The 21,584-nt window shown below is 66.1% G+C and carries 18 protein-coding genes; 11 read left to right on the top strand and 7 right to left on the bottom strand.

Features of this window, described 5'->3' with window-relative positions:
* Positions 1-18: 18 nt before the first annotated feature.
* The 4 genes from ACO0LU_RS01935 to ACO0LU_RS01950 form a co-directional block, all read right to left on the bottom strand.
* Positions 19-1,569 (bottom strand): sugar ABC transporter ATP-binding protein, encoded by a 1,551-nt coding sequence (locus ACO0LU_RS01935; RefSeq protein WP_424789739.1) that lies wholly within the window; start codon positions 1,567-1,569, stop codon positions 19-21.
* A complete protein-coding gene (locus tag ACO0LU_RS01940; RefSeq protein WP_424789740.1) occupies positions 1,566-2,555 on the bottom strand; it encodes an ABC transporter permease in 990 nt (329 codons plus the stop codon). Before ACO0LU_RS01940 ends, ACO0LU_RS01935 begins: the two co-directional genes overlap by 4 nt.
* An 8-nt stretch (positions 2,556-2,563) precedes the next feature.
* Positions 2,564-3,619, bottom strand: coding sequence for an ABC transporter permease (locus ACO0LU_RS01945; protein ID WP_424789741.1), 1,056 nt, complete (start codon positions 3,617-3,619; stop codon positions 2,564-2,566).
* 88 nt (positions 3,620-3,707) lie between these two features.
* Entirely contained in the window at positions 3,708-4,814 is a 1,107-nt protein-coding gene (locus tag ACO0LU_RS01950; RefSeq protein WP_424789742.1) for a sugar ABC transporter substrate-binding protein, read from the bottom strand.
* Between the two features lie 232 nt (positions 4,815-5,046).
* Here ACO0LU_RS01950 and ACO0LU_RS01955 point away from each other — a divergent pair, with 232 nt between their 5' ends.
* The 7 genes from ACO0LU_RS01955 (at position 5,047) to ACO0LU_RS01985 (ending at position 12,463) form a co-directional block, all read left to right on the top strand.
* Complete coding sequence (locus ACO0LU_RS01955) at positions 5,047-6,114, top strand: Ldh family oxidoreductase (RefSeq protein WP_424789743.1); 1,068 nt, start codon at positions 5,047-5,049, stop codon at positions 6,112-6,114.
* 86 nt (positions 6,115-6,200) lie between these two features.
* Positions 6,201-7,151: a nucleoside hydrolase gene (locus ACO0LU_RS01960; protein WP_424789744.1), complete on the top strand. Its 951-nt coding sequence runs from the start codon at positions 6,201-6,203 to the stop codon at positions 7,149-7,151.
* Positions 7,152-7,237: 86 nt separating this feature from the next.
* A complete protein-coding gene (locus ACO0LU_RS01965) occupies positions 7,238-8,554 on the top strand; it encodes an ABC transporter substrate-binding protein (protein WP_424789745.1) in 1,317 nt (438 codons plus the stop codon).
* Positions 8,555-8,575: 21 nt separating this feature from the next.
* Entirely contained in the window at positions 8,576-9,550 is a 975-nt protein-coding gene (locus tag ACO0LU_RS01970) for a carbohydrate ABC transporter permease (protein ID WP_424789746.1), read from the top strand.
* Positions 9,547-10,404 (top strand): carbohydrate ABC transporter permease, encoded by an 858-nt coding sequence (locus tag ACO0LU_RS01975; protein ID WP_424789747.1) that lies wholly within the window; start codon positions 9,547-9,549, stop codon positions 10,402-10,404. Before ACO0LU_RS01970 ends, ACO0LU_RS01975 begins: the two co-directional genes overlap by 4 nt.
* Positions 10,401-11,345 (top strand): ribokinase, encoded by a 945-nt coding sequence (gene rbsK, locus ACO0LU_RS01980; protein ID WP_424789748.1) that lies wholly within the window; start codon positions 10,401-10,403, stop codon positions 11,343-11,345. Before ACO0LU_RS01975 ends, rbsK begins: the two co-directional genes overlap by 4 nt.
* Before the next feature lie 47 nt (positions 11,346-11,392).
* Positions 11,393-12,463, top strand: a complete 1,071-nt coding sequence (locus ACO0LU_RS01985; protein ID WP_424789749.1) for a LacI family DNA-binding transcriptional regulator — start codon at positions 11,393-11,395, stop codon at positions 12,461-12,463.
* 25 nt (positions 12,464-12,488) lie between these two features.
* On the opposite strand, the gene ACO0LU_RS01990 is transcribed toward ACO0LU_RS01985, so the two are convergent.
* From ACO0LU_RS01990 to ACO0LU_RS02000, 3 genes are all read right to left on the bottom strand, one after another.
* Positions 12,489-13,898, bottom strand: a complete 1,410-nt coding sequence (locus tag ACO0LU_RS01990) for a sugar porter family MFS transporter (RefSeq protein WP_424789750.1) — start codon at positions 13,896-13,898, stop codon at positions 12,489-12,491.
* Between the two features lie 133 nt (positions 13,899-14,031).
* Entirely contained in the window at positions 14,032-15,675 is a 1,644-nt protein-coding gene (locus ACO0LU_RS01995; RefSeq protein ID WP_424789751.1) for a DNA repair helicase XPB, read from the bottom strand.
* Between the two features lie 244 nt (positions 15,676-15,919).
* Positions 15,920-16,660: a GntR family transcriptional regulator gene (locus tag ACO0LU_RS02000; protein ID WP_424789752.1), complete on the bottom strand. Its 741-nt coding sequence runs from the start codon at positions 16,658-16,660 to the stop codon at positions 15,920-15,922.
* 190 nt (positions 16,661-16,850) lie between these two features.
* On the opposite strand from ACO0LU_RS02000, the gene ACO0LU_RS02005 reads away from it, so the two are divergent.
* The 4 genes from ACO0LU_RS02005 to ACO0LU_RS02020 all read left to right on the top strand — a co-directional run bounded on the left by ACO0LU_RS02005 (position 16,851) and on the right by ACO0LU_RS02020 (position 21,577).
* Positions 16,851-17,873 (top strand): extracellular solute-binding protein, encoded by a 1,023-nt coding sequence (locus tag ACO0LU_RS02005; protein WP_424789753.1) that lies wholly within the window; start codon positions 16,851-16,853, stop codon positions 17,871-17,873.
* 85 nt (positions 17,874-17,958) lie between these two features.
* Positions 17,959-19,056, top strand: coding sequence for an ABC transporter ATP-binding protein (locus ACO0LU_RS02010; protein WP_424789754.1), 1,098 nt, complete (start codon positions 17,959-17,961; stop codon positions 19,054-19,056).
* The gene (locus ACO0LU_RS02015) at positions 19,053-20,714 is read left to right on the top strand and encodes an ABC transporter permease (RefSeq protein WP_424789755.1); all 1,662 of its coding nucleotides are present in this window, start codon (positions 19,053-19,055) and stop codon (positions 20,712-20,714) included. The genes ACO0LU_RS02010 and ACO0LU_RS02015 overlap by 4 nt, the downstream gene beginning before the upstream one ends.
* Positions 20,711-21,577 (top strand): inositol monophosphatase family protein, encoded by an 867-nt coding sequence (locus tag ACO0LU_RS02020; protein WP_424789756.1) that lies wholly within the window; start codon positions 20,711-20,713, stop codon positions 21,575-21,577. The genes ACO0LU_RS02015 and ACO0LU_RS02020 overlap by 4 nt, the downstream gene beginning before the upstream one ends.
* Positions 21,578-21,584 lie beyond the last annotated feature (7 nt).

Raw genomic sequence — 21,584 nt, forward strand, 5'->3', positions numbered from 1 at the left:
CAGACGTGGTGATGGGTATCAATCCGCAACATGCTCGACCTCCGCCGGTGTCGTCTCCCGTTCATGTTCGGTGTCGTGGATGACACCGAGGATCTTCTTGCTCATGCTCTGGTAATCCTTCGTATTCACAATGGTGTCCAGAAGTCTGAAGTCGTCCATGACACCGATCCTGTCGGCCAATGCGACCATTTCGGGCAGATCGCTGGAAATCAGGATGACGGCGGTGCCCTCCTCGGCAAGGTCGAGGACCAGGTGGTGCAGTTCGTCCTTGGTGCGTACGTCCACGCCGACGGTCGGCTCGTCGATGAACAGCACCGTGGACTCGGACGCGAGCCACTTGGCTACCGAGACCTTCTGCTGGTTCCCACCGGACAGTTCATCGACCATCTGGTCGGCGCCACGAGTCCTGATGCCGAGCGATTCGATGAACCGCTGCGCGATCGAGGTCTCGGCACCCGACCGAACCCCGAACCAGTTGCTGATCTGGCGCCACCGGGTGACGGCGACGTTCCGCCGGATCGGCAGACGGAGGAACACGCCGTCACCTTTGCGGTCCTCGGACAGGTACCCGATGCCGTACCGGTGCACCGCCTCCTTGACCGAACGGATGGTGATGGGTTCTCCGTTCAGCAGCAGACGTCCACCCGTCACCTGGTGCAGGCCGATTGTGGAGCGGGCGAGTTCGGTGCGCCCCGCACCGACCAGGCCGTACAGGCCGAACACCTCCCCCGGGTGCACGTCGAAGGTGATGTTCTTGTGGCCGAACACGGTGCGTACGTCCTCGAAGGTGAGGGCGGATGTGCCCGACCGGTCCACCTTTCGCAGTCGCGGCTCACGCTGAGCCAGGGCCCGGCCCACCATCACGTCGACGATCTCGCGCTGCCGGTAGTTCGCCAATGGTTCGCTTTCCACGACGCTCCGTCCGTCGCGCAGCACGGTGACGGTGTCGCACAACTCGAAGACCTCCTCGAGTTTGTGGCTGACCAGCACGATGGAGGCGCCGGCGTCGCGCAGTGACCGCAGCACTGTGAAGAGCAGACCGGTCTCGCTCTCGGTCAGCGAGGAGGTCGGCTCGTCCAGGATCAGCACGTCGCTGCGGAAAGCGAGGGCTTTGGCGATCTCGATGAGTTGCACCTGCGCCACCGAACAGTCCGAGACCAACGCGGTGGGCTCGATCGCCACGCCGAGCCGATCGAGAGCCTCCTGGGCGACTTCTCGTTGCCGCTTGCGGTCCACCAGTCCGAACCGGGAGGGCGGTTCCTGCAGGCAGATGTTCTCGGCGACGGTGAACCCGGGGACGACGTTGCGCTCCTGGTGTACCACCCCAATGCCGGCGTGGGAGGCCTCGATCGGACGAGCGAAGGACACTTCCTCCCCGCGTACCAGGATGTGGCCGGAGTCGGCCCGGTGCACGCCGGTCAGCGCCTTGACTAGGGTGGACTTGCCGGCGCCGTTCTCTCCCAGGAGGGCGTGGATGCTGCCCGCCTGCAACGTCATGTTGGCCTCGTCCAGGGCGCGGGCGGTGCCGTAGGACTTGGTGAGTCGACGTACTTCGACGACCACACTCATGCCATCACCTCCGGTTCCAGCCGTACCAGGAGCCGGTTAGCGTGGCGTCGTTTCCGCCACTCACCGAGGGCGACGGTGGCCAGGACCACGGCTCCGATGATGAAGTTGGTCCAACTCGGGTCGAGCGCGAACTGGGCGCGAGCGAAGTCCACAAGCCGCAGGAGCATCGCGGCCACGATCGTGCCGTAGACGACGGCGGTACCGCCGGTCAGGAGCGCCCCACCGATGATCGGGGCTGCGAAACTCGCCAGTAGCCAGTCCCCGCCGATCGATCGGTTGATGCCCGGCAGCGTGGTCATCGTGATCACCGCTGCCACCCCGATCAGCAGACCGGAGATCGCGAAGGCCCACACGGTCGAGGCCGCGTTCGAGATGCCCGAGAGCATGGCTGCCTTGTCGCTTCCGCCGGTGGCCAGGATTCGCCGTCCGAGGACGGTGCGGCTGAAGAAGATCGACAGCAGCGCGGCCACTGCGATCGTGACCATGAAGATGAGCGGAACGCTCAGAATGTTCAGCCGCCCGAACCCCTTGAGTGCGGGGGAGTAGGCATCGATGGTGAAGGACCGGACCAGAGCGTATTGCACTCCGATGAGGATGGTCATCGTGCCGAGGGTGACGATGAAGCCGTTGAGACCCGTCAGCACCACGAGCAACCCGTTGATCGCACCGAAGGTGCCCGCTGCCAGCAGACCGACCAGGAGTGCCAGCGGCACCGGCATACCGTGGTTGGCCAGGAGGACCGCCATGATCGCGGTGGTGGCTCCGCCCATCGCGCCGATGGCCAGGTTCAGTTGGCCCACGGCCAGGACTACCATCTGGGACAGTCCGATTAGGACCGGCACGCACAGGTAGGTGAAGAAGCTCAGCAGGCTCTGGTGGGAGAGCATGTTGCCGTTCGTCGCAATCGTCAGCGCAGCGAATCCGACGATCACGAGGAGCGTGAGGGTCGCGTCCGAGACGGAGAAGTAGTTCCGGAATTTCGTCACGATGCTCCTCAGTGCCTTCCGCGGAACCGCTGGAGTGCCAGCGCGCCCAGGAGGACAGCTCCCAGGGCCATGTTCAGAGTTTCCACGCCCAGTCCTTGCACGCTCAGGCCCATCCGGATCACTCCGGTGAACAACGTGCCCAACGCGGTACCGAGCACCGACACCACCCCACCGGCCAGAAGTGTGCCACCGAGGATCGGAGCGAGGAAGGAGGGAAGCATGAACTCGCTGCCGACGGCGGCGGAGAACGATCCGCTCGCGAACGCGAGCATGATGCCGGCCAGCCCGGCCAGCGCCCCGGACATGATGTGCGCCAGGATCACCCGCTTGCCGGTGTCGATACCGGATAGTTCACCGGCTTTGATACTGGCGCCGGTGGCGATCAGTTCACGGCCGGCGCGGCTGTTTTCGTAGACCCAGTGGATCAGGACGCCGACCAGGATCGCGGGGATGACCATGAAGGGGATGGCCGGGCTTCCGCACACGCCCGCGACGCAGATGTCGCCCAATGAGCCGTTGCGCCAGAAGTCCATACCCTCGGGCTTGATGGTGAACGCGGCAGCATCGGTGAAGGAGCGGTAGATCAGGGTCACCAGTCCCAGCAGCGCGAAATCCATCGACAGGGTGACCACGAACGCGTTCACCCCCGACTTGATAATGATGTACCCGGTCAGCGCCCCGATGAGCGCCCCCGCGAGAACCCCCGCCGTCATCCCGACCAGCAGGGGCGCATCCAGGTACTGGTAGGTCGCGCCCGCAACCAATGCGCCCATCGCGGCCATCCGTCCGACCGCCAGGTTCATGTGCCCGATGGAAAGGGCGCACATCTGGGCCAGGCCGACGATCAGGAGGATCGAGGCGTCGCGTAGCAGCGGGAAGGTGACGAACGTGGCGTTCAGGAAGTTCGGGTTGATCAGTGCGAACGTGATGAACAGAGCAACGAGTAGGACAGCGAGCACGGTGCGCTGGCTGCGCACGCGCACTCCGACGGCGGAGGCGAACCTACTACGCGGTCGGGTGGGTGGTGCGATGGACGCTGGGTCCTTGGTCGCGGTGTCGGACATCGGGTTCCTCGACATCGGGTTCCTCTTCGGGGCGCAAGGGGCAGGAGGGAGGGGGCCGGCAGCGTAGGCCGCCGGCCCCCGTGCGATGTCACTCGCAGTTGAGGTACTCCGTCTGGAACGCGGTGAGCAGTTCCTCCGTGCGCGTCATCCGCTCGTCGTCGTAGGTGTCGAGGTTTTCCTGGGTGACCAGGAACGACCCCGAGTCGACGACGAAGCCCGGGTCGTTCACCGTGCACACGCCCGCCTGCAGGCTCGCCAGCGCCCAGGTGGAGATGTAGGCCTGTCCCCACGGGTTCTGCACGACTGTGCCGGTGATCGAACCATTCTGGATCGCCGTCAGGATTGTCTCGTCGTCGTCGATCCCGACCACGGTGATGTCCAGGTCGGAGGACCCCACACCCTGGGTGGCGGCCACCGCCGGGTTGTAGGCGGTGGTCACGATCCCGGTGATCTCCGCGCCGCGGGAGGCCAGGAGGTCATCGACGGCGCGCTGCGCGGTCTGTAGATCCTCATCGACGTCGGTCACCGTCTGGATGAGGGTGACCGCTCCGTCGGTCTCTTCCACCGCCCGCTCCACGCCTTCGATCCGGCGCTGGGTGTTGGAGTCCACGGCGTTGCCGGTGAGGTGGACGAGGTTACCTTCCCCGCCCATGGCGTCGATTGTGGCCACTGCCGCCAGGTAGGCCGCTTCACCGGTGTCGGTAGAGAGGCAGTAGTCGGCTTCGTTCTCGTCCCCGGCTGGGCAGGAGGCCACCGCAGCGACCGAGAAGCCCTGGCCCTTGAGGCTGGAGAACGTGGAGTTGATGTCGGTGGGGGAGACGCCGAAGATCGCAAAGGCTTCGTAACCCTGCGCAGCGAGGGAGTCGATGGCCGCGTTCTGCTTGGTCTGGTCCCACTCGCCCGTCTCGTTGAAGGTGTAACCGCCGACGCCGAATTCCGCCACGGCTGCCTCGGCGCCGTCCTGCCAGGGCTGGAAGTAGGGGTGGGCTCCACCGGGGATGAGTGCGACCTCGATCTCGGTGAGGTCACCGTCGGAGGTCTCGACCGTTTCCTCGCCCTCGGTAGTGGTTCCGCTACCTCCATCGCTACCGCCGTCGTCGGCGTTCTCGGCTGTGCACCCGGCCAGTGCCAGCCCGAGTGCGGCGACGGCGGAGATGACGGTCCACCCCGTTCGCCTGCGTGTGCGAGTTTTCATTCGGAACTCCCTTGTCCGGTCTATAGCCGCTAGTTGCGTGCAGGATGGGACCATATCGTGCATGATCTAAGGAGGCAAGGGTTTGGTCGCAGGTTTGTTGGACTGCCGCACCTCACTGGTAACGGTTAAATAACGGGCAACGAAAGGGTCGGAAGCGCAGTTGGCCCGGATGAGCTCTCAATAGATCGTGTACGATCAAGCCTTCTGATGCATGATGTGCGAGGAGGCCCTGATGCCCCAGACCCAATCGACCGCGCGGACGTACAAGCCCGAGGATCTGCGCGTGGCCGTGCGCAGCGTGCTCGAGGTGGTGAGGGTGCCGCGCTATGATGCGGCCCTTGTTGCCCGGGCGCTCGTGGCAGCCGACCAACGCGGCATCTTCTCCCACGGGTTGATCCGGTTGCCGTTGTACGTGACGGCCCTGGAGTCAGGGGGCATGAACCCGACGCCGAATTTGCGCTGGCGACGCACGGAAGGGGCTACGGCGGTTCTGGACGCCGATCACGCGATCGGTCATGTCGGCATGCAGGCCGCGATCGACCGCGCGATCCATCTGGCGCGACGCTACGGTACGGCGACGGTGGCTGTGGAGCGCTCGACCCATTACGGCGCCGGCAACTACTGGAGCGATCAGCTCACCGACGTCGGCCTGATCGGCATCCTCACCTCCAGCACCGGGCCGGTTGTCGCACCCCACGGCGGTCGCGAGACGATTCTCGGCACGAACCCGCTGACGATCTCGGTGCCGAGTTCCGGTTCGCACTCCCTCACCGCCGACATGGCGACCAGCGCCGGGGCCTACGGCAAGGTCCTCGCGGCCCGCGAAGCCGGCCAGACCATCCCCGAGGGGTGGGCGGTGGGTCCGGACGGTACCCCTACCACGGACCCCGCGACCGCGATCGAGGGCGCGCTGATCCCCTTCGGTGGGCCGAAGGGTTCTGGCCTATCGGTCCTGCTGGAGGCGCTCGCCTCGAGCCTGTCCGGGGCGAACTTCGCCTTCGAGACGGTCGACATTTGGGTGAATCCGGCGCATCGGATGAATACCGGACACCTGGTGATCGCGATCGATCCGGCGTTCTTCGACGGACTCGCCCACACCCGCGATCGGGTGGCCACGTTGCAGGAGCGAGTCCGCACCGCCGGGCCGTCGGGCGACGTCCAGGCGCCCGGTGATCCCGAGATCGCGCGCTCGAATTGCAGTGCGGGGCGAATCGAACTCGCCGAGGCCGCGTGCTTGGCCTTCGAGCAGGTGCTCGACCGCCTGAACGTCCCCAGGCCGGCCGCGCTACCGCTGTCCTAGTGCGTAAAGAACGTTTCCCAATTGTGGTTGAGATCACCATTCAACACGTGTAGAGTCCACGCAACACGAGTTGAATGGGGTCTTTAATGCGGATCATTCTTGATACCGATATGGCGATGGGCGCCCCGGGATCAGAGATCGACGACGGTTTCGCGCTGGCGCTGCTGATGGCCGATGAGGTGTTCGAGGTCGAGCTGGTGACCAGCGTCAACGGGAACATCGACGTCGAATCCGGCACGCTGCTGAGCGTCGAACTTCTGCGGCGGTTGAAGCGCCCGGACATTCCGGTGGTGCGCGGTGCCGCTGCGCCGATGATGGAGCCGGAGAAAGCTCGAGGTGCGCCGGAGAGCGTGAAGGAAAACTTCGGCCACCACCAGGCCGCGCCCGGATTCGCCGCGGCCGAGATCGCGCGCCGGGTCCTGGAGTCGCCAGGCGAGATCACCCTGGTGGCCATCGGACCGCTGACCAATATTGCCCTGGCGATCGCGATGGAACCGGAGGTTGCCACCGCGGCCAAGGAGATCGTGGTGATGGGCGGGGTGTTCCGCGGTCACACCCAGGCGGCGCGGATGCCGGGGGAGTTCAACTGGTGGGTCGATCCGCATGCGGCCCGAGCGGTGATGCACAGCGGCGCGGCCATCCGCCTGATCGGGCTGGATGTGACGACCCAGGTGCGTCTCACCCGGGACGACGCAGCGACCATGGCCGAAAGTGGACGGGAGTTCGGCGCGTTCGCCGGAGAGTGCACGGTCGCCTGGCTCGACCGGTTGGCGAAGGCCAACCCTGGTGAGGAAGGCGCGGGCCAGTCCTGCGCGATGCACGATCCGCTCGCCGTCGCGGCCCTGTCCCGGCCCGAACTGATGGACTGGCAGCCGGCCCACGTGAACGTCCTGACCGCAGAAGAAGCCGGGCGCGGCGTGGCCATCGCTGACTTCCAGGAGCGCGCCGATGCCCCGGCGCCCAACGCCCAGGTGGCCGTAGGGGTGCGGGTCGAGGAGTTCATGACCTACTTCCTGGACCGCATCGCCACCTACTGACCGACCCGGCCGCACCCGACCAGGTCCACCGCGCCACGCGCACCCTTGATTCGCCTCGACACCGTTGTCACGAAAGGACACACGAAATGCGACGCATCCACACGGCTGCCGCCGTCGCGGGGGCTGCGGCCCTGATTCTTACCGCAGCATGTTCCGACTCCTCCACCGCTGCCGGCGACGGTGACGGTGACGGCTGGTCGATCCCGGAGGAGGATCCGACTGCCACGATTCAGGTCCTGGGCCACCAGGACGCCGAGCTCATGGAGCCGGTCATCGAAGTCTTCCACGAGGACCACCCGGACATCACCGTGCAGTACGAGGCGGTGCCGTTCGATCAGTTGAACTCGGTGCTGGATGCGCGGATCGCGAACCAGGACGGTAATCCGGATGTGTACTGGGCGGACCAGCCGCGGGTGGCGGCGCTGGCCTCCCGGGGTTATCTGGAAGACCTGACCGAGCAGTTCGCGGACGTGACCGGAGCATTCGACAGCGCGCCGGTGGAGTCCAGTTCCTTCGACGGCAGTCTGTGGTCGTTGCCGATCGCGAACTCCACGCAGTTGCTGTACTACAACGCCGACCTGCTGGACGAGGCCGGTGTCGAAGCGCCCTCGGCGGACATCTCCGAGCGGATCACGTGGGAAGAGATCCGCGATCGAGCCCAGCAGGCCGTCGACGGCGGGGCCGAGCACGGCTTCCTCTTCGGCCAGGTGCACCGGTACTACCAGATCCAGCCGTTGCCGCAGTCCAAGGGCGGCTCCGCCGGCGCCTCGGACGACCTCGGACTCGAGCCGGACATCACTTCCGATCCGTGGGTGGAGTCGATGGAGTTCTACCAGTCGTTGTTCACCGAGGACCTGTCCCCACTGGGCGTGACCCCGGAGCAGTCCAGCGCCGAGTTCATCACCGGGAACACCGCCTTCTTCGTGCAGGGCCCGTGGCTCCTTCCGCAGCTCGACGATGCCGAATTCACCTGGGGCGTGGCCCCGCACCCCTACTTCGAGGGCGGGGAGCCGGTCACTCCCACCGGCTCGTGGTCCTTGGGGATGAGCCCGTTCAGCGATGACAAGGAAGCCGCCGCCGTCTTCATGCGGTGGATGTCGGCCGACAACGGTGGTGGGTACGCCGTGAACTTCGGGGCACCGGAACTTCCCTCGACACCGGAAGGCAAGGAGGACTACTTCCAGCGCGATGTGTTCGACTCCGACGCCGGTCAGGACGCCGTGACGATCATCGACCACGAGACGGCCGAGACCGCGGTGCCGCGTCTGCAGACCGTGGGCTTCGTGGAGTTCGAGGAGATCCTCGGCCGGGCCTTCTCCGACATCGCCTCCGGTACGGACCCGGAGACTGCGCTGCAATCGGCTCAGGATGAGCTGACCAACGCGTGGTCACAGTACGAGTAGGGCGCGATCAGACCAAAGCTCATGACTGCCCTTACTCGGTCCACCACCGGCCCCACCCGCACCCCGGCACAGCGCCGGGGTGCGGGCGGGGCCGGTCAGCACAAGCGTTCACGCCGCCGGGCGAAGGAACTGGCCTGGGTCGTGGTCTTCCTGGCCCCGGCCCTCGTCACGATCATCACCCTGAGGATTGCGCCCACCGTCAGCGCAGCGATGGACAGCCTCTACCGGGGCTTCCCCGGCGGCGTGCAGCCGGCGGACTTCAGCGGCCTGACCAACTACGCCACGCTCTTCTCCAATGACATGTTCCGCGACACCGTGGTTCGCACGCTGGTGTTCAACGTCATCATCAACCCGCTGCAGGTGGCCTTGGCACTGGCCGTCGCGGTGCTGGTGACCCGGCGGATCGCGGCGCCGGCGCTATGGCGCACCCTCATCTTCATCCCCGCGACGGTCCCGGTCGTGGGGTCCTCGATCGTGTGGGGCATCGGGCTGCGACCGAACGGACCGATCAACGCGATCATCGAGGCGCTCGGTGGGAACCGCCAGCCGTTCCTCACCTCACCCGCCCAGGCGATGGCCTCGATCATGGTGGTGATCTCCTGGATCGGGATCGGCTATTGGATGCTGTTCCTCATCTCCGGTCTGCAAGCGATCCCCGAGGAGTACATGGAGGCGGCGAAATTGGACCGTGCCGGTCCGATCCGCACCTTCTTCTCCATCACGCTGCCGCTGCTGAAGCGTCCGCTGCTGTTCGTCTTGGTGGCGTGCACGGTGGCCAATTTCGTCCTGTTCGTGCCGATCCAGATGCTCACCAACGGTGGTCCGGAGAACAGCACCACGATGCTGATGTTCAACGCGTACCGGACCACGTTCACCTACTCGAGCAAGAACCTCGGCGCCGCCGAGGTGATGATCCTGACCGTGTTGATGCTGGTCTTCGTCGCGCTGCAGTTCCAGCTGTTGCGTGAGGACCGGCCCGCGAGGAGCACACGATGAGCGCAGTAGCCGGTCGCCGTCGCGGCCGCCTGGAGCGCAAGTCCGCGATCCTGACCCTGGCGGCCATGGCAGCGGCGGCCATCTTCATCCTGCCCGGTCTGTGGCTGGTGGTCGGGTCGGTCCGGCCCGGCTCGGAGATCTTCAGTTCCGTCTCACCGCTGAGTTGGCGCATCCTGGTGCCCAGTTCGGTGAGCCTGGACAACTACGTGAACCTGCTCAGCGGGCCGTTCGGCCGGGCCCTACTCGTCTCCCTGGTGGTGTGCCTGCTCACCGTGGGCATCGGCCTGGTGCTCAGCGCCACCGCCGCCTACGCCCTGGCGGTGCTGAACTTCCCCGGGCGGGGCGCGGCGTTCGCGTTCGTCGTCGTCAGTTTCATGGTGCCGTTCGAGGCGATCGCCATCCCGCTGTCGCAGTTGTTCACCGGCTGGGGGTTGACCAACACCATCATGGGACTGGTGCTGCCGGGCATCGGCAACGGACTGGCCATCTTCAACCTGCGGCAGTACTTCCTGGGCATCCCGAACTCCTACCGTGAGGCCGCCACCCTGGATGGTGCCTCGGAGGCCCGGATCCTGACCCATGTGTACGTCCCGATCGGTGGCGTGGCCCTGGCGAACTCGGCTCTGCTGATCTTCCTCGGGCAGTGGACCGCCTACCTGTGGCCCTTGCTGGTGGTCTCCGAGGCGCGGCTGCAGGTGGCACCGGTCGCCCTCGCACGAACCTTCGGAGAGCATTCATTCGACTACGGGCAGAACTTCGCAGGAGCGGTGGTGCTGTCCCTGATCCCGGCGGTGATGATGTTCATGTTGCAGCGCTTCTTCGGCGGCCTCTCGCTCACCACAGGTGAGAAGTGACTCAATCGACGCACTCCCGGCAGGTGGTCGTCGTCGGTTCGGCGAACGTGGATTACCTCATGCGGGTGAACCGTTCGCCGGTGCCGGGGCAGACCGTCCTCGCCGAGGAGTTCCGCAAGTCCCCCGGCGGGAAGGGGGCTAACCAAGCAGTGGCCGCGGCCCGCCTGGGCGGCCAGGTCTCGTTCATCGGATGCGTCGGCGACGATGACGACGGCGCGATGCTGCTGCGCGTGCTGCGAAGCGAAGGCATCGACACCTCCGATGTGGAAACTGTCGGGGACCAGGCCACCGGGCTCGCGGTCGTCGCGGTCGACCGGTTCGGGGAGAACTCGATCCTCGTGGTGCCCGGAGCGAACTTCGCGCTCAGGGCGGATCGGGTGCGGCGGGCGATTCGAGCATCGGCCCCCGGAGCCGTGCTGACCCTCCAGGCGGAGATCGATCCGGAGGTGATCGCCGCCGCGGTCGAGGCCGCTGTCGAACAGGGCCTCAGGGCGGTGCTGAACCTGGCCCCGTTCATCCACCTGCCGGCGCAGGTGCTGGCGATGTGCGATCCGCTGGTCATCAACGAGTCCGAAGCCAGTGAACTCCTCGGCGAGGCGGTGCGGTCGGTACCGGTGGCGTTGCGGGCGGCCCAGGAACTACGCCACCGGAGCCGGTCGGTGGTCATCACCCTGGGGGAGCAGGGCGCGGTCTGGGCCGATGCGCACGACGCGGGCGCGATCGAAGCCGAACGGGTTCAGCAGGTCGTCGACACCACCGGCGCGGGCGACGCGTTCGTCGGTGCCCTCGCCGTGCACCTCGCCGGGGGCGCCGACCTGGCGGACGCGGTCCGGGTGGGCGTGGCGGCCGGAACCTTCTCGGTGACCCGCCCGGGCGCCCAGTCCTCCCACCCGACGGCGGCCGATCTGGCCCCGATCCTGAGCCCGCTGCGAGTCCGTTGAGGGACCGGTGTTGGTAGCGTCGGGCACGACCGGAAGGGGAGGTGCAGGTGGCGGTAACGCGCGCCCAGGTGGCCGCTCACGCTGGGGTGTCCCCGGCCGTGGTTTCCTACGTGGTGAACGGAGGGCCCCGACCGGTGTCGGCCAGGACCAGGTTGCGGGTGGAGGCTGCCATCGCCGAACTCGACTACCGGCCGAACCGGATCGCGGCGGCACTGCGCGCGGCGACGACCCACTCCATCGGGCTGCTCACGCCCAGCCCCACCAACCCGTTCTTCGCGGAGTTGTCCGCCACGCTCATGCGGGAGTTCTCCGCTCGCGGAAAGTCCCTATCCGTCGCCGTCACCGATGAGGATTCCGACCTCGAGTTGCTCCATCTGAGGTCCTTCCTCGACCGGCAGGTCGACGGCGTCATCCTGACCTCCGCAGGGTCGGTCGCCGCGATGGAGGAACTGGGACCGCACTCGGTTCCGGTGCTGGTGGTCGATCGGGTCGGGACCATGGAGGTCCCGGCCTTTTCCCGGTTGCATGTGGAGAACACCCATGGTGCCCGGCTCGCGACCGAACACCTCCAGCAGCACGGTCACGAGATCATCGGATGCATTGCGGGCCCGCCGACGGAGACGTTGGTGGCCGAACGGATCCAGGGCTGGCGGCAACAGCAGGACGGCCGGGACGACGACTTCGACTCCCTGGTGGAGCACGGGGACTTCTCCGCTGCCGGTGGTCACGCCGCCGCGCACGCCCTGCTCGGCCCGGGGTCCCGTCGTCGTGCTTCCGGTGGGCCCGCCCCCACGGCACTGTTCGTGACCTCGGACGTCCAGGCCTTCGGTGTGCTGCTGGCGTGTCAGGAACTTGACCTGCGGGTGCCGCAGGACGTCGCGATCGTCAGTTTCGACGGCACCGAACTGGCGCGATTCGCCAATCCACCACTGACCAGCGTGCGCCAGCCGATCGAGGAGATCGCGCGCGTAGCCACCGAAGTGCTGCTCGCCCGGATCGCTGACCCGGCGCTGGAGCCGGCACACCAGACGTTCAAGGGCACCCTGGTGATCGGACGCAGTTGCGGCTGTGACGACCGGGGCGAGGCTCCGGCCGATGGATCCGCCGGCAGAGCATAGGCAGGCGGCTCGGCAGCTGGCCGGTCTACATCTCCTCCAGTTCCTTGCCCTTGGTCTCCGGGACGAACTTCCACACGAACAGCAGCGACAGCACTGCACAGGTGGTGTAGAAGCCGTAGGCGAACCCGAGGCCCAGGTCGGCCATCGCAGGGAATGAGGTGGAGATCGCGAAGTTCGCCAGCCACTGTGCTGCGGCAGCCAGACCGAGCGCGGTCCCGCGGATCACATTGTTGAACATCTCGCCCAGCAGCACCCACACCGCAGGGCCCCAGGTGGCCCCGAAGAACACCACGAACAGGTTCGCCGCGATGAGGGCCGCCACGCCGGCCCCACCGTCCAGCACCGGCTCGAGTTCGCCGTCGGCGCCTTCCACCACCCGCGCGGTCGCGAACAGGAACGCCAGCGCGCCCAGGGACACCGACATCCCGAAGGATCCGATGAGCAGCAACCGGCGCCGGCCGATCTTGTCGATCAGCGCGATCGCCACGATCGTCACGGCGATGTTGGTGACCGAGGTGATGACGGTCTGGGTGAGGGCGTCGGCTTCGGTGAAGCCGACCGACTGCCACAGCGCCGAGGAGTAATAGAAGATCACGTTGATGCCGACGAACTGCTGAAACACCGACAGGCCGATCCCGATCCACACGATCGGCAGCAGGTTCCTCCCGCCGGGGTTGAGCAGGTCACGCCACGTGGCTCGCTCCTCGCGCACCACGGTGCGGGTGATCTCCTTGATCCGTTCATCGACACCGACCCGCATCACCTGGCGCAGCACACCGCGGGCGTCCTTCTCATCCCCGCTCGCCACCAGGAACCGCGGCGACTCCGGAATCGTCAGGGCGAGGACGCCGTAGGCGAACGCGGGCACCACCTCCACGATGAACATCCACCGCCAGGCCTCCAGCCCGAACCACAGTTCCTCGGCGGCGCCGCCGGCGGTCGCGGCCAGCCAGGCGTCGGACAGCAGCGCCACGAAGATGCCGGTGACGATGGCTAGTTGCTGCAGCGAGCCGAGGCGGCCGCGGATCGGGGCGGGGGCGATCTCGGCGATGTAGGCCGGGGCGATCACCGACGCCGCGCCGATCCCCATACCGCCCAGCAACCGCCAGCCGATCAGGTCCGCGGGACCAAACGCCAGGCCCGAGCCCAGCGCGGACAGGAAGAACAGGCACGCAGCGATCACCATCACCCGCACCCGCCCGATCCGGTCCGCCAACCGGCCGGCCAGGTAGGCGCCCACCATGCACCCGAGCAACGCCGAGGACACGGTGAAGCCGAGCAGCCCCGGGCTCATCTCGAACTGGGCTTCGATGGCGCTGACCGCGCCGTTGATCACGGCGGTGTCGAACCCGAACAAGAAGCCGCCCAGCGCCGCCACGGTGGCGAGTTGGACCGCCTTGCCGGTGTGGTAATCGGTCGTTTCCGGAGTCGTCATGCGCCCTCCCCCGTCCGGTTCGTCCGGTCACAGTAGCCAACTCCCCACCGGGGCGCGCGTCGAGGATGCCCGCCGTTAGCGCCGGCGGTCGGGACGCCCCCTTGGGGCACCGGATGCGAGAGGACCGTGCGCCCTACGCCGCGGTGAGGTCCTGCGCGTCGATGATCCGGTAGGCATAGCCTTGTTCGGCCAGGAACCGCTGGCGGTGCGCGGCGAACTCCTGGTCCACGGTGTCGCGGGTGATCACGGCGTAGAAGTGGGCGGTCTTGCCGTCGGCCTTGGGGCGCATCACCCGGCCCAGCCGCTGGGCCTCCTCCTGCCGGGACCCGAAGGACCCGGAGATCTGGATCGCCACCGACGCCTCGGGTAGGTCGATGGAGAAGTTGGCCACCTTGCTCACCACCAGGGTGGGTACCTCGCCGGAGCGGAAGGCCTCGAACAACATCTGGCGTTGCGGCACCGTGGTGGCCCCGGTGATCAGGGGGGCATCCAGCGTCCCGGCCAACTCCTCCAACTGGTCCAGGTACTGCCCGATGATCAAGGTTTGCTCGCCGTCGTGCTTCTTCAGCAACTCCCGCACCACCGCGGTCTTGGCGGGCGCGGAGGCGGCCAGCCGGTAGCGGTCCTCCGGCTCGGCGGTGGCGTAGGCCATCCGGTCGCGCTGGGACAGGTCCAGCCGGATCTCGGTGCACTCGGCCGGGGCGATATAGCCCTGGGCCTCGATGTCCTTCCACGGCGCGTCGTAACGCTTGGGCCCGATCAGGGAGAACACCTCGTCCTCCCGGCCGTCCTCGCGCACCAGGGTGGCGGTCAGCCCGAGCCGGCGCCGGGCCTGCAGGTCCGCCGTCATCCGGAAGATCGGGGCGGGCAGCAGGTGCACCTCGTCATAGACGATCAGGCCCCAGTCGCGCGCGTCCAGCAACTCCAGGTGCGGGTAGGCACCCTTCCGTTTGGTGGTCAGCACCTGGTAGGTGGCGATGGTGACCGGACGGATCTCCTTGCGCGCCCCGGAGTACTCCCCGATCTCTTCGGCGGTCAGGGAGGTGCACGCCACCAGTTCGTCGCGCCACTGCCGCGCCGCCACGGTGTTGGTCACCAGGATCAGCGTGGTGGTGCCCGAGCGGGCCATCGAGGCCGCCCCAACGATCGTCTTGCCCGCTCCGCACGGGAGCACGACGACGCCGCTGCCGCCGTGCCAGAAGGTATCCACCGCCTCGGCCTGGTAGGGGCGCAGTTGCCAGTCGCCGGTGCCCAGTTCGATGGCGTGCTTCTCCCCGTCCACGTACCCGGCCAGGTCCTCCGCCGGCCAGCCCAGTTTCACCAGCACCTGCTTCAGGTGCCCGCGTTCGGAGGGGTGGACCACCACGGTCTCGTCATCGATGCGGGTGCCGAGCAGACCCTGGGTCCGCTTGGCCCGCATCACCTCCTCCAGCACCGGGGTGTCCAGGGCGTGCAGCACCAGACCGTGTTCTGGGTGCTGCATCAGTTGTAGCCGCCCGTAGCGCGACATCGTCTCGGCCACGTCCACCAGCAGGTGATGCGGCACCGGGTAGCGGGAGAAGCGCAGCAGCGTGTCCACCACCTGCTCGGCGTCGTGCCCGGCGGCGCGGGCGTTCCACAGGCCCAGCGGGGTGAGCCGGTAGGTGTGGATGTGCTCGGGTGCGCGCTCCAGTTCGGCGAACGGGGCGATCTCCCGCCGGCATTCGGCGGAGAGTTCGTGGTCGACCTCGAGCAGGAGAGACTTGTCCGATTGCACGATGAGGGGTCCGCCGGTCATCGGACCATTGTCACCCATCGATGGGTGCAGTTCGCAATCATGGGTCGACGACGGCGGGGGACGTGTGCGCGATCTCTCAGCGGGGGATGGGGTTCTCGGGGCGCCGCCGGCGTGATCGCGGTACCTCGTGTTCGGCTCCGCCCAACTCCTGGAACCCGTCGAGGAGCCCAACCTCCTTCGGTGCACTCATGACGTTGCGCAGGCCTCGAGCGAGCAGGAGCCACGGTGGAACCGGACGCGCCGGTTACGACACCCGGAGCACCGAGAAGTGGAAGGCCCCCTCCACGAAGTAGTTGCGCGAGTAGATCACCGGAGCGCCCTCGCGGTCGAAGTGTGCCTGCCGCAATAGCAGATACAGGGGTTGTGCAGGAGGGTCCTCACCCCACGCGATGCCCTCGTCGTGGACGGCATGGATGGCCGTGGAGGCATAGGCCGGCGTGTTGATGCCACGAGAACGCAACAACTCGAACAGAGACCCGTCGAACTGGGTCGGCTGGTAGGGGCCGGGGAAGATCCCGTCAATGATCTCCTCGTAGCAATAGGCGACAGTGCGGTGATCGGCCTGGAATGAGCGCTCCAGGTACAAAACCTCGCCGCCTGGTTCGATCCCGAGGCTGTCGGCCGCCTCGGCGGTGACGACCCGCTTCTCCGCCGTGCGGCACGTGGCTCCTGACTCGAACCCTTGCTGGCGGATCGTCTCCGTGGTCGAACGCAGTTCCTGCAAGCCGGCACTGACGCGGGAGCCCAGCGCCGTTACGAAGGTGCCCGAGCCGCGTCGGGTGTGGACCAAGCCCTGGGACTCCAGAAGTTTCAGCGCCATTCGGACGGTGGATCGGGATACGCCGTAGGTGGCACCCAGGTCCCCCTCGGTGGGTAGCTGGTCCGCCGTGGCCCACTCCCCGCTCTCCAGCCGCTCCTTCAGACTGCGCATCATGCGCACGTGCAGCGGCTCGTCATTGGTGAGTGATCGCGATGTATCTGCCATGGCTCCATCCTGACGGTGTCGTGCGCTGAGCACAGTATCTAGCGCCTCGCGGGTGCGGGCCGCGAGTCCGATGCATCTTTACCCGGGGCCCTGACGTCGCGTTGACATCGCCGCGACCGCCATCGTACTGTGCAGTCATCAGTTGACTGACAACTGCTAACTTATCCTTCGACGCGGAAGAGTTTGAGACATGAAGAGGATCACCCTGGTGCCGGTTCTGGCGGCCGTAGCGCTCGTCCTGGCTGCTTGCAATGGAGGCTCCGACGGCAGCAGTGGTGCCGATGAGCAGGATGGTGCCGGCGGCACGGACCAACTGGTCATCTACGCTTCCCATCCCACCGAGATGGTCGACCACTTCGTGGCCGCGTTCCAAGATGAGAACCCCGGAATCGAGATCGACCTGATCACCGGCGGTACCGGCGATCTGCTCGGGCGGATCCAGGCGGAGGCCGAGCGGCCCCAGGGCGACATCATGTGGGGCGGCAGTTCTACGACCGGGGGATCCTCACCCGAGTTGTTCACGCCGTACGACTCGGAGGTCCTCGACGCCATCGACGAGGCCTACATCGATCCGGCCGGTTTCAACGCTCCCTCGGATGCGTTTGCGATGGTGATCGTCTATAACACCGACCTGGTGGATCCTGCTGATGCTCCGACAAGTTGGGCAGACCTGACCGACCCCCAATGGCAGGGGAAGGTGCGGTTCGCGAACCCGGCCTCGTCCAGCTCCTCCTACGCGGCCCTGGTCAACTGGTTGATCGCCTATGACTGGGACTTCGTCGAGGACCTCGCAGGAAACTTCGTCATCGATGACAGTTCCAGTGCCCCGTTCACGGCCGTGGGGCAGGGCGAGTCGGAGATCGCTGTCGCCTACGAAGAGGGCGCGTACCGATGGTTGGAGAGCGGGAACGTCGAGATCGTCTACCCGGAGGACGGTGTGGTGCTCCTGCCCGGCGGCCTGTTCCAGATCGCTGACGGACCGAACCCGGACAACGCGAGAGCATTTGCCGACTTCGTCCTCTCGGCCGAGCAGCAGCAGGCCCTGGTGGACGATTTCCCGGGGCGTCGGCCCACCCACACCGAGGTAGACCTGCCCGAGGAGATGCCGGCTGCCGATGAACTCAATGTTCTCGACTACGCCAGTGCCAATGCCGAGGAGAACCAGGACGACAACCTCGAGCAATGGCGTCGCATCATGATCGAGGCCGGCTGACCTTCCCACGACCCACCTTGTGGGATCGGCCCTGCGCGTGCTTGTGGCAGCGCGCAGGGCCGCCCCCGTCCATCAGGAGCCCACCGTGTCCGCACGCACCACCGACGCCGCTGGCGTCGAACTTAGTGATGTCACCATCAAATTCGGCGACGTGGTCGCCGTGTCCCAGGTCGATCTGAGGATCCGTAGCGGAGAGTTCTTCACGCTGCTGGGCCCATCAGGTTGCGGGAAGACAACCCTGCTACGCGCCATTGCAGGCTTCAACCGTCAAACCCAGGGAAGCATCGAACTGGCCGGAAAGATCGTCGACGCCATTCCGGCGCATCGACGCGACACCGGGATGGTCTTCCAGAACTACGCCGTGTTCCCACACCTGAATGTCTGGGACAACGTGGCCTACGGCCTCAAGCCCCGCAAGATCGTGGGGTCGGAGGCCGATGAGCGGGTTCGCGAGGCGTTGTCGATGGTCGACCTCACCGGTTACGAGAAGCGCCAACCCAAGCAACTCTCCGGCGGTCAACAGCAGCGGGTGGTCATTGCCCGCGCGATTGCCATCCGCCCGAGTGTCTTGCTCATGGACGAGCCGCTGGCGAACCTGGACGCCAAGTTGCGGGTGCGACTACGCAATGATCTGCGGCGCCTGCAGGAAGACCTGGGCATCACCACGATCTACGTCACTCACGACCAGGAGGAAGCGCTCACCCTGTCCGACCGGATCGCGGTGATGAGTGCCGGCAAGGTGATGCAGGTTGGCACGCCCGATGAAATCTACGACGCCCCTGCCTCGCGCGGGGTCGCCGAGTTCATCGGGGAGGGCACGTTCCTCCGGGGAATCGCCGAACAGGTGGATCGTCAGACCGTGGTGCAACTAGCGAACGGGTCGTCGCTCACTGTCGCCAACGAGGCGTTGACGGGCCCGGTCTGGGTCGGTATGCGCCCGCATGACATGCAGATCGTCGAGGCACGGCACGGAGCCAACGGCTTGCGCGGCACGATCGTTTCCCGCTCCTACCTTGGTGCCTCGGTGCAGTTCATGGTTGATTGCGGCCTCGAACGACCTGTCATGATTCAGCGCTACGCCCACGGACTCGGCAAGGTCAGCGTCGGCGACGAAATCATGTTTCACATCGACCCCAGCCGTGTGCTGACCTTTCCCGGGAGCGACGAGAAGGCCGAACTATGAGCGCAGTGGCGTCCCCGCTTCGCGGGCGGCTGACCTTCTGGTCAAGCGTCACCATCGGTGGCTTGATCCTGTTCATTGGCCTGCTGATCATCCCTCTGGGTCGGATGATCCTGTCCTCGATGACCGACGTTCCTGGTGACACGGTCCTGCAGACCTATCTGGACTTCTTCCGGTACGGCTACTACTACCAGACGCTGATCAACAGTCTCGTCGTCAGTACTGTTGCGACGGTGCTGGCCACCGTTGTCGGGACACCGCTGGCCTATCTGGTCACCCGTTTCAATATTCCAGGCAAACTCCTCGTGCGCGCCGCGATCGTGCTCACCTTCGTCTCTCCGCCCTTCATCGGCGCGTATGCCTGGATCCTGCTCTTGGGCCGCAACGGCGTGATCACCGGAGGGCTGGCATCCCTCGGGATCAACATGCCAACCATCTACGGGATGCGCGGCATCATCCTGGTTTTCACCCTGCAAGCGATGCCGTTCATCTTCCTCATGGTCAGCGCGGGCTTGAAGACCGTCGATCAGAGTATTGAAGATGCGGCCACAAACCTCGGCTACCGGCCATTGCGCGTGGTGTTCAGCGCAGTATTGCCGCTCATCGTCCCGGCGATCTCCACGGGTGCTCTCCTGGTCTTCGTGACCTCCTTCTCTGACTTCGGCACACCGATGATCGTCGGAGAGAATTATCGGGTCCTGGCCTCCCTCATCTACACCGAGTTCATCAACGAGCACGGCGGGAATCCCGCCGTGGCCAGCGCTCTGTCGCTGATCATGCTGGTGGTGACGATCGGGGCTCTGGTGCTGCAGCGCTGGTACGCCCGTCGACGCTCCTTTGGCCAGGAGACCGTTCGCCCTCTGCAGCCGCGCCGGCTCACCGGATGGCGTCGCGCACTGGCCACGGCCTACGTGTACACCGTGGTGCTCGCCGCGTGCTTGCCCCTGCTGACGATCGTTGTTTCCTCGTTCCTCCAAACCAGGGGCCCCTTGCTCACGGCGTCCCTCACCTTCGAGAACTACGCCAGTGCCGTTCGGCTGCCACGATCACTGGTCAACACCCTGGTCTTCTCCAGCATCGCCACGGTGCTCTGCGTGGTCGCCGGAGGCCTGATCGCTTACGTCGTGGCCAGGCGCCGGAACAAGTTGGTCGGCGCCTTGGACTTCTTCTCCATGGTTCCCTACGCCGTCGCCGGGGTGGTGCTGGGTATCGCGCTGAGCGTGACCTTTGGGGGTTCCCCCTTCTTCCTGGCCGGCACCGCGACGATCTTGATCCTGGCCTACTTCATTCGGCGGTTGCCCTATTCGATCAGATCGATCTCGGGCATGCTGAGCCAGATCGGCACGCAGACCGAGGAGGCCTCGGTCAACCTGGGCGTGGCTCCGGCGAAGACGTTCTGGAAGGTCACCGTACCGATGGTCGCGCCGGCGGTGATGTCCGGAGCCCTGCTCACCTTCGCCACGGTGGTGCGGGAATTCAACTCAACGGTGATCCTGTACTCCGGGGCCACCCGCACGATGCCGGTGGAGGTATTCGCGCAGGTCCTGCAGGGCAACTTCGCCAGCGCCTCCGTGGTAGGCACGGTGCTTATCGTGGTCAGTTTGGTACCGATCGTGTTGCTCTTCAAATTCATGGGCAAGGACGAGGAGTTCCTGGTGTGAGCGACTCGGCACGGGACCTGACAGATCCATCCGAACCTCGCAATACTTCGGACCCGTCCCTCCTCGTTGAGGTTCTCACCGAGATCGCAAGGGAGGCCGGTGACTATCTGCGAAGCGTGTTCGGGACTCCCGTGGATGTAGAGGTCAAGAGCGGCCGTAGCGACCTGGTCACGATGCACGATCGGATCGTGGAGAAGAAGATCCGGCGGCGCATCGAAGCGGCCCTGCCCGGAGTGCGAATAGTTGGGGAGGAGGAAGGGGTCAGCGGTGGAGTCGGCGAGGTTGTGTGCTATATCGACCCGATCGATGGCACCAGCAACTTCGCTTCCGGAGTCCCGTTCTATTGCGTGAGCCTGGCCCTCACCATCTCTGACCGGGTCGTGGCCGGGGTGGTGCATGACCCAGAACGGGAAGAGACCTTCTCCGCGACCGGCGCCTCCAGCCTGTTGAACGGGAACCCGGTGCGAGCCACCTCGACTGCTCGGGATCGTGATGCCCTGCTGATCAGTTCCTGGCCGTATGAAGGCGGTGTTGTCGATAGAAGTGAATTGGCTGACTATGAGTTGGCGCTCGCTTCCTTTCGCACCGTGCGCCGGCTCGGCTCGGCAGCACTGGGTCTGGCCTACGTCGCCGCGGGTCGCGCTGACGTCACCAGCGAGCTCATCGCGAAGCCATGGGACGTGGCGGCAGGCTTCCTCCTGGTGACCTCGGCGCAGGGGCGGATCACTCGCTCCCCGGCGTCCGCGGGAGATCCATCGTGGTACGCCCCGCGTTACATCGCCCACGGGCCCGACTTCGATGTGAGCCGCTCGTCGATCCGACACAGTCTCGTGGATCCGGTGCGCAGTTACTCGTCCTCGTGACCCCGCG

It is taken from the genome of Pseudactinotalea sp. Z1748, from assembly GCF_049725185.1.
Taxonomy (GTDB): domain Bacteria; phylum Actinomycetota; class Actinomycetes; order Actinomycetales; family Beutenbergiaceae; genus CALKWS01.

What these genes read in the sequence shown, in the direction of transcription:
- ACO0LU_RS01995 (WP_424789751.1), bottom strand. Translation starts at nt 15,675, where the DNA reads ATGACCGGCGGACCCCTCATCGTGCAATCGGACAAGTCTCTCCTGCTC.
- ACO0LU_RS02005 (WP_424789753.1), top strand. Translation starts at nt 16,851, where the DNA reads ATGAAGAGGATCACCCTGGTGCCGGTTCTGGCGGCCGTAGCGCTCGTC.
- ACO0LU_RS01965 (WP_424789745.1), top strand. Translation starts at nt 7,238, where the DNA reads ATGCGACGCATCCACACGGCTGCCGCCGTCGCGGGGGCTGCGGCCCTG.
- ACO0LU_RS01955 (WP_424789743.1), top strand. Translation starts at nt 5,047, where the DNA reads ATGCCCCAGACCCAATCGACCGCGCGGACGTACAAGCCCGAGGATCTG.
- ACO0LU_RS01945 (WP_424789741.1), bottom strand. Translation starts at nt 3,619, where the DNA reads ATGTCCGACACCGCGACCAAGGACCCAGCGTCCATCGCACCACCCACC.
- ACO0LU_RS01935 (WP_424789739.1), bottom strand. Translation starts at nt 1,569, where the DNA reads ATGAGTGTGGTCGTCGAAGTACGTCGACTCACCAAGTCCTACGGCACC.
- ACO0LU_RS01975 (WP_424789747.1), top strand. Translation starts at nt 9,547, where the DNA reads ATGAGCGCAGTAGCCGGTCGCCGTCGCGGCCGCCTGGAGCGCAAGTCC.
- ACO0LU_RS01970 (WP_424789746.1), top strand. Translation starts at nt 8,576, where the DNA reads ATGACTGCCCTTACTCGGTCCACCACCGGCCCCACCCGCACCCCGGCA.
- ACO0LU_RS01990 (WP_424789750.1), bottom strand. Translation starts at nt 13,898, where the DNA reads ATGACGACTCCGGAAACGACCGATTACCACACCGGCAAGGCGGTCCAA.
- ACO0LU_RS01960 (WP_424789744.1), top strand. Translation starts at nt 6,201, where the DNA reads ATGCGGATCATTCTTGATACCGATATGGCGATGGGCGCCCCGGGATCA.
- ACO0LU_RS02000 (WP_424789752.1), bottom strand. Translation starts at nt 16,660, where the DNA reads ATGGCAGATACATCGCGATCACTCACCAATGACGAGCCGCTGCACGTG.
- ACO0LU_RS02015 (WP_424789755.1), top strand. Translation starts at nt 19,053, where the DNA reads ATGAGCGCAGTGGCGTCCCCGCTTCGCGGGCGGCTGACCTTCTGGTCA.
- ACO0LU_RS01950 (WP_424789742.1), bottom strand. Translation starts at nt 4,814, where the DNA reads ATGAAAACTCGCACACGCAGGCGAACGGGGTGGACCGTCATCTCCGCC.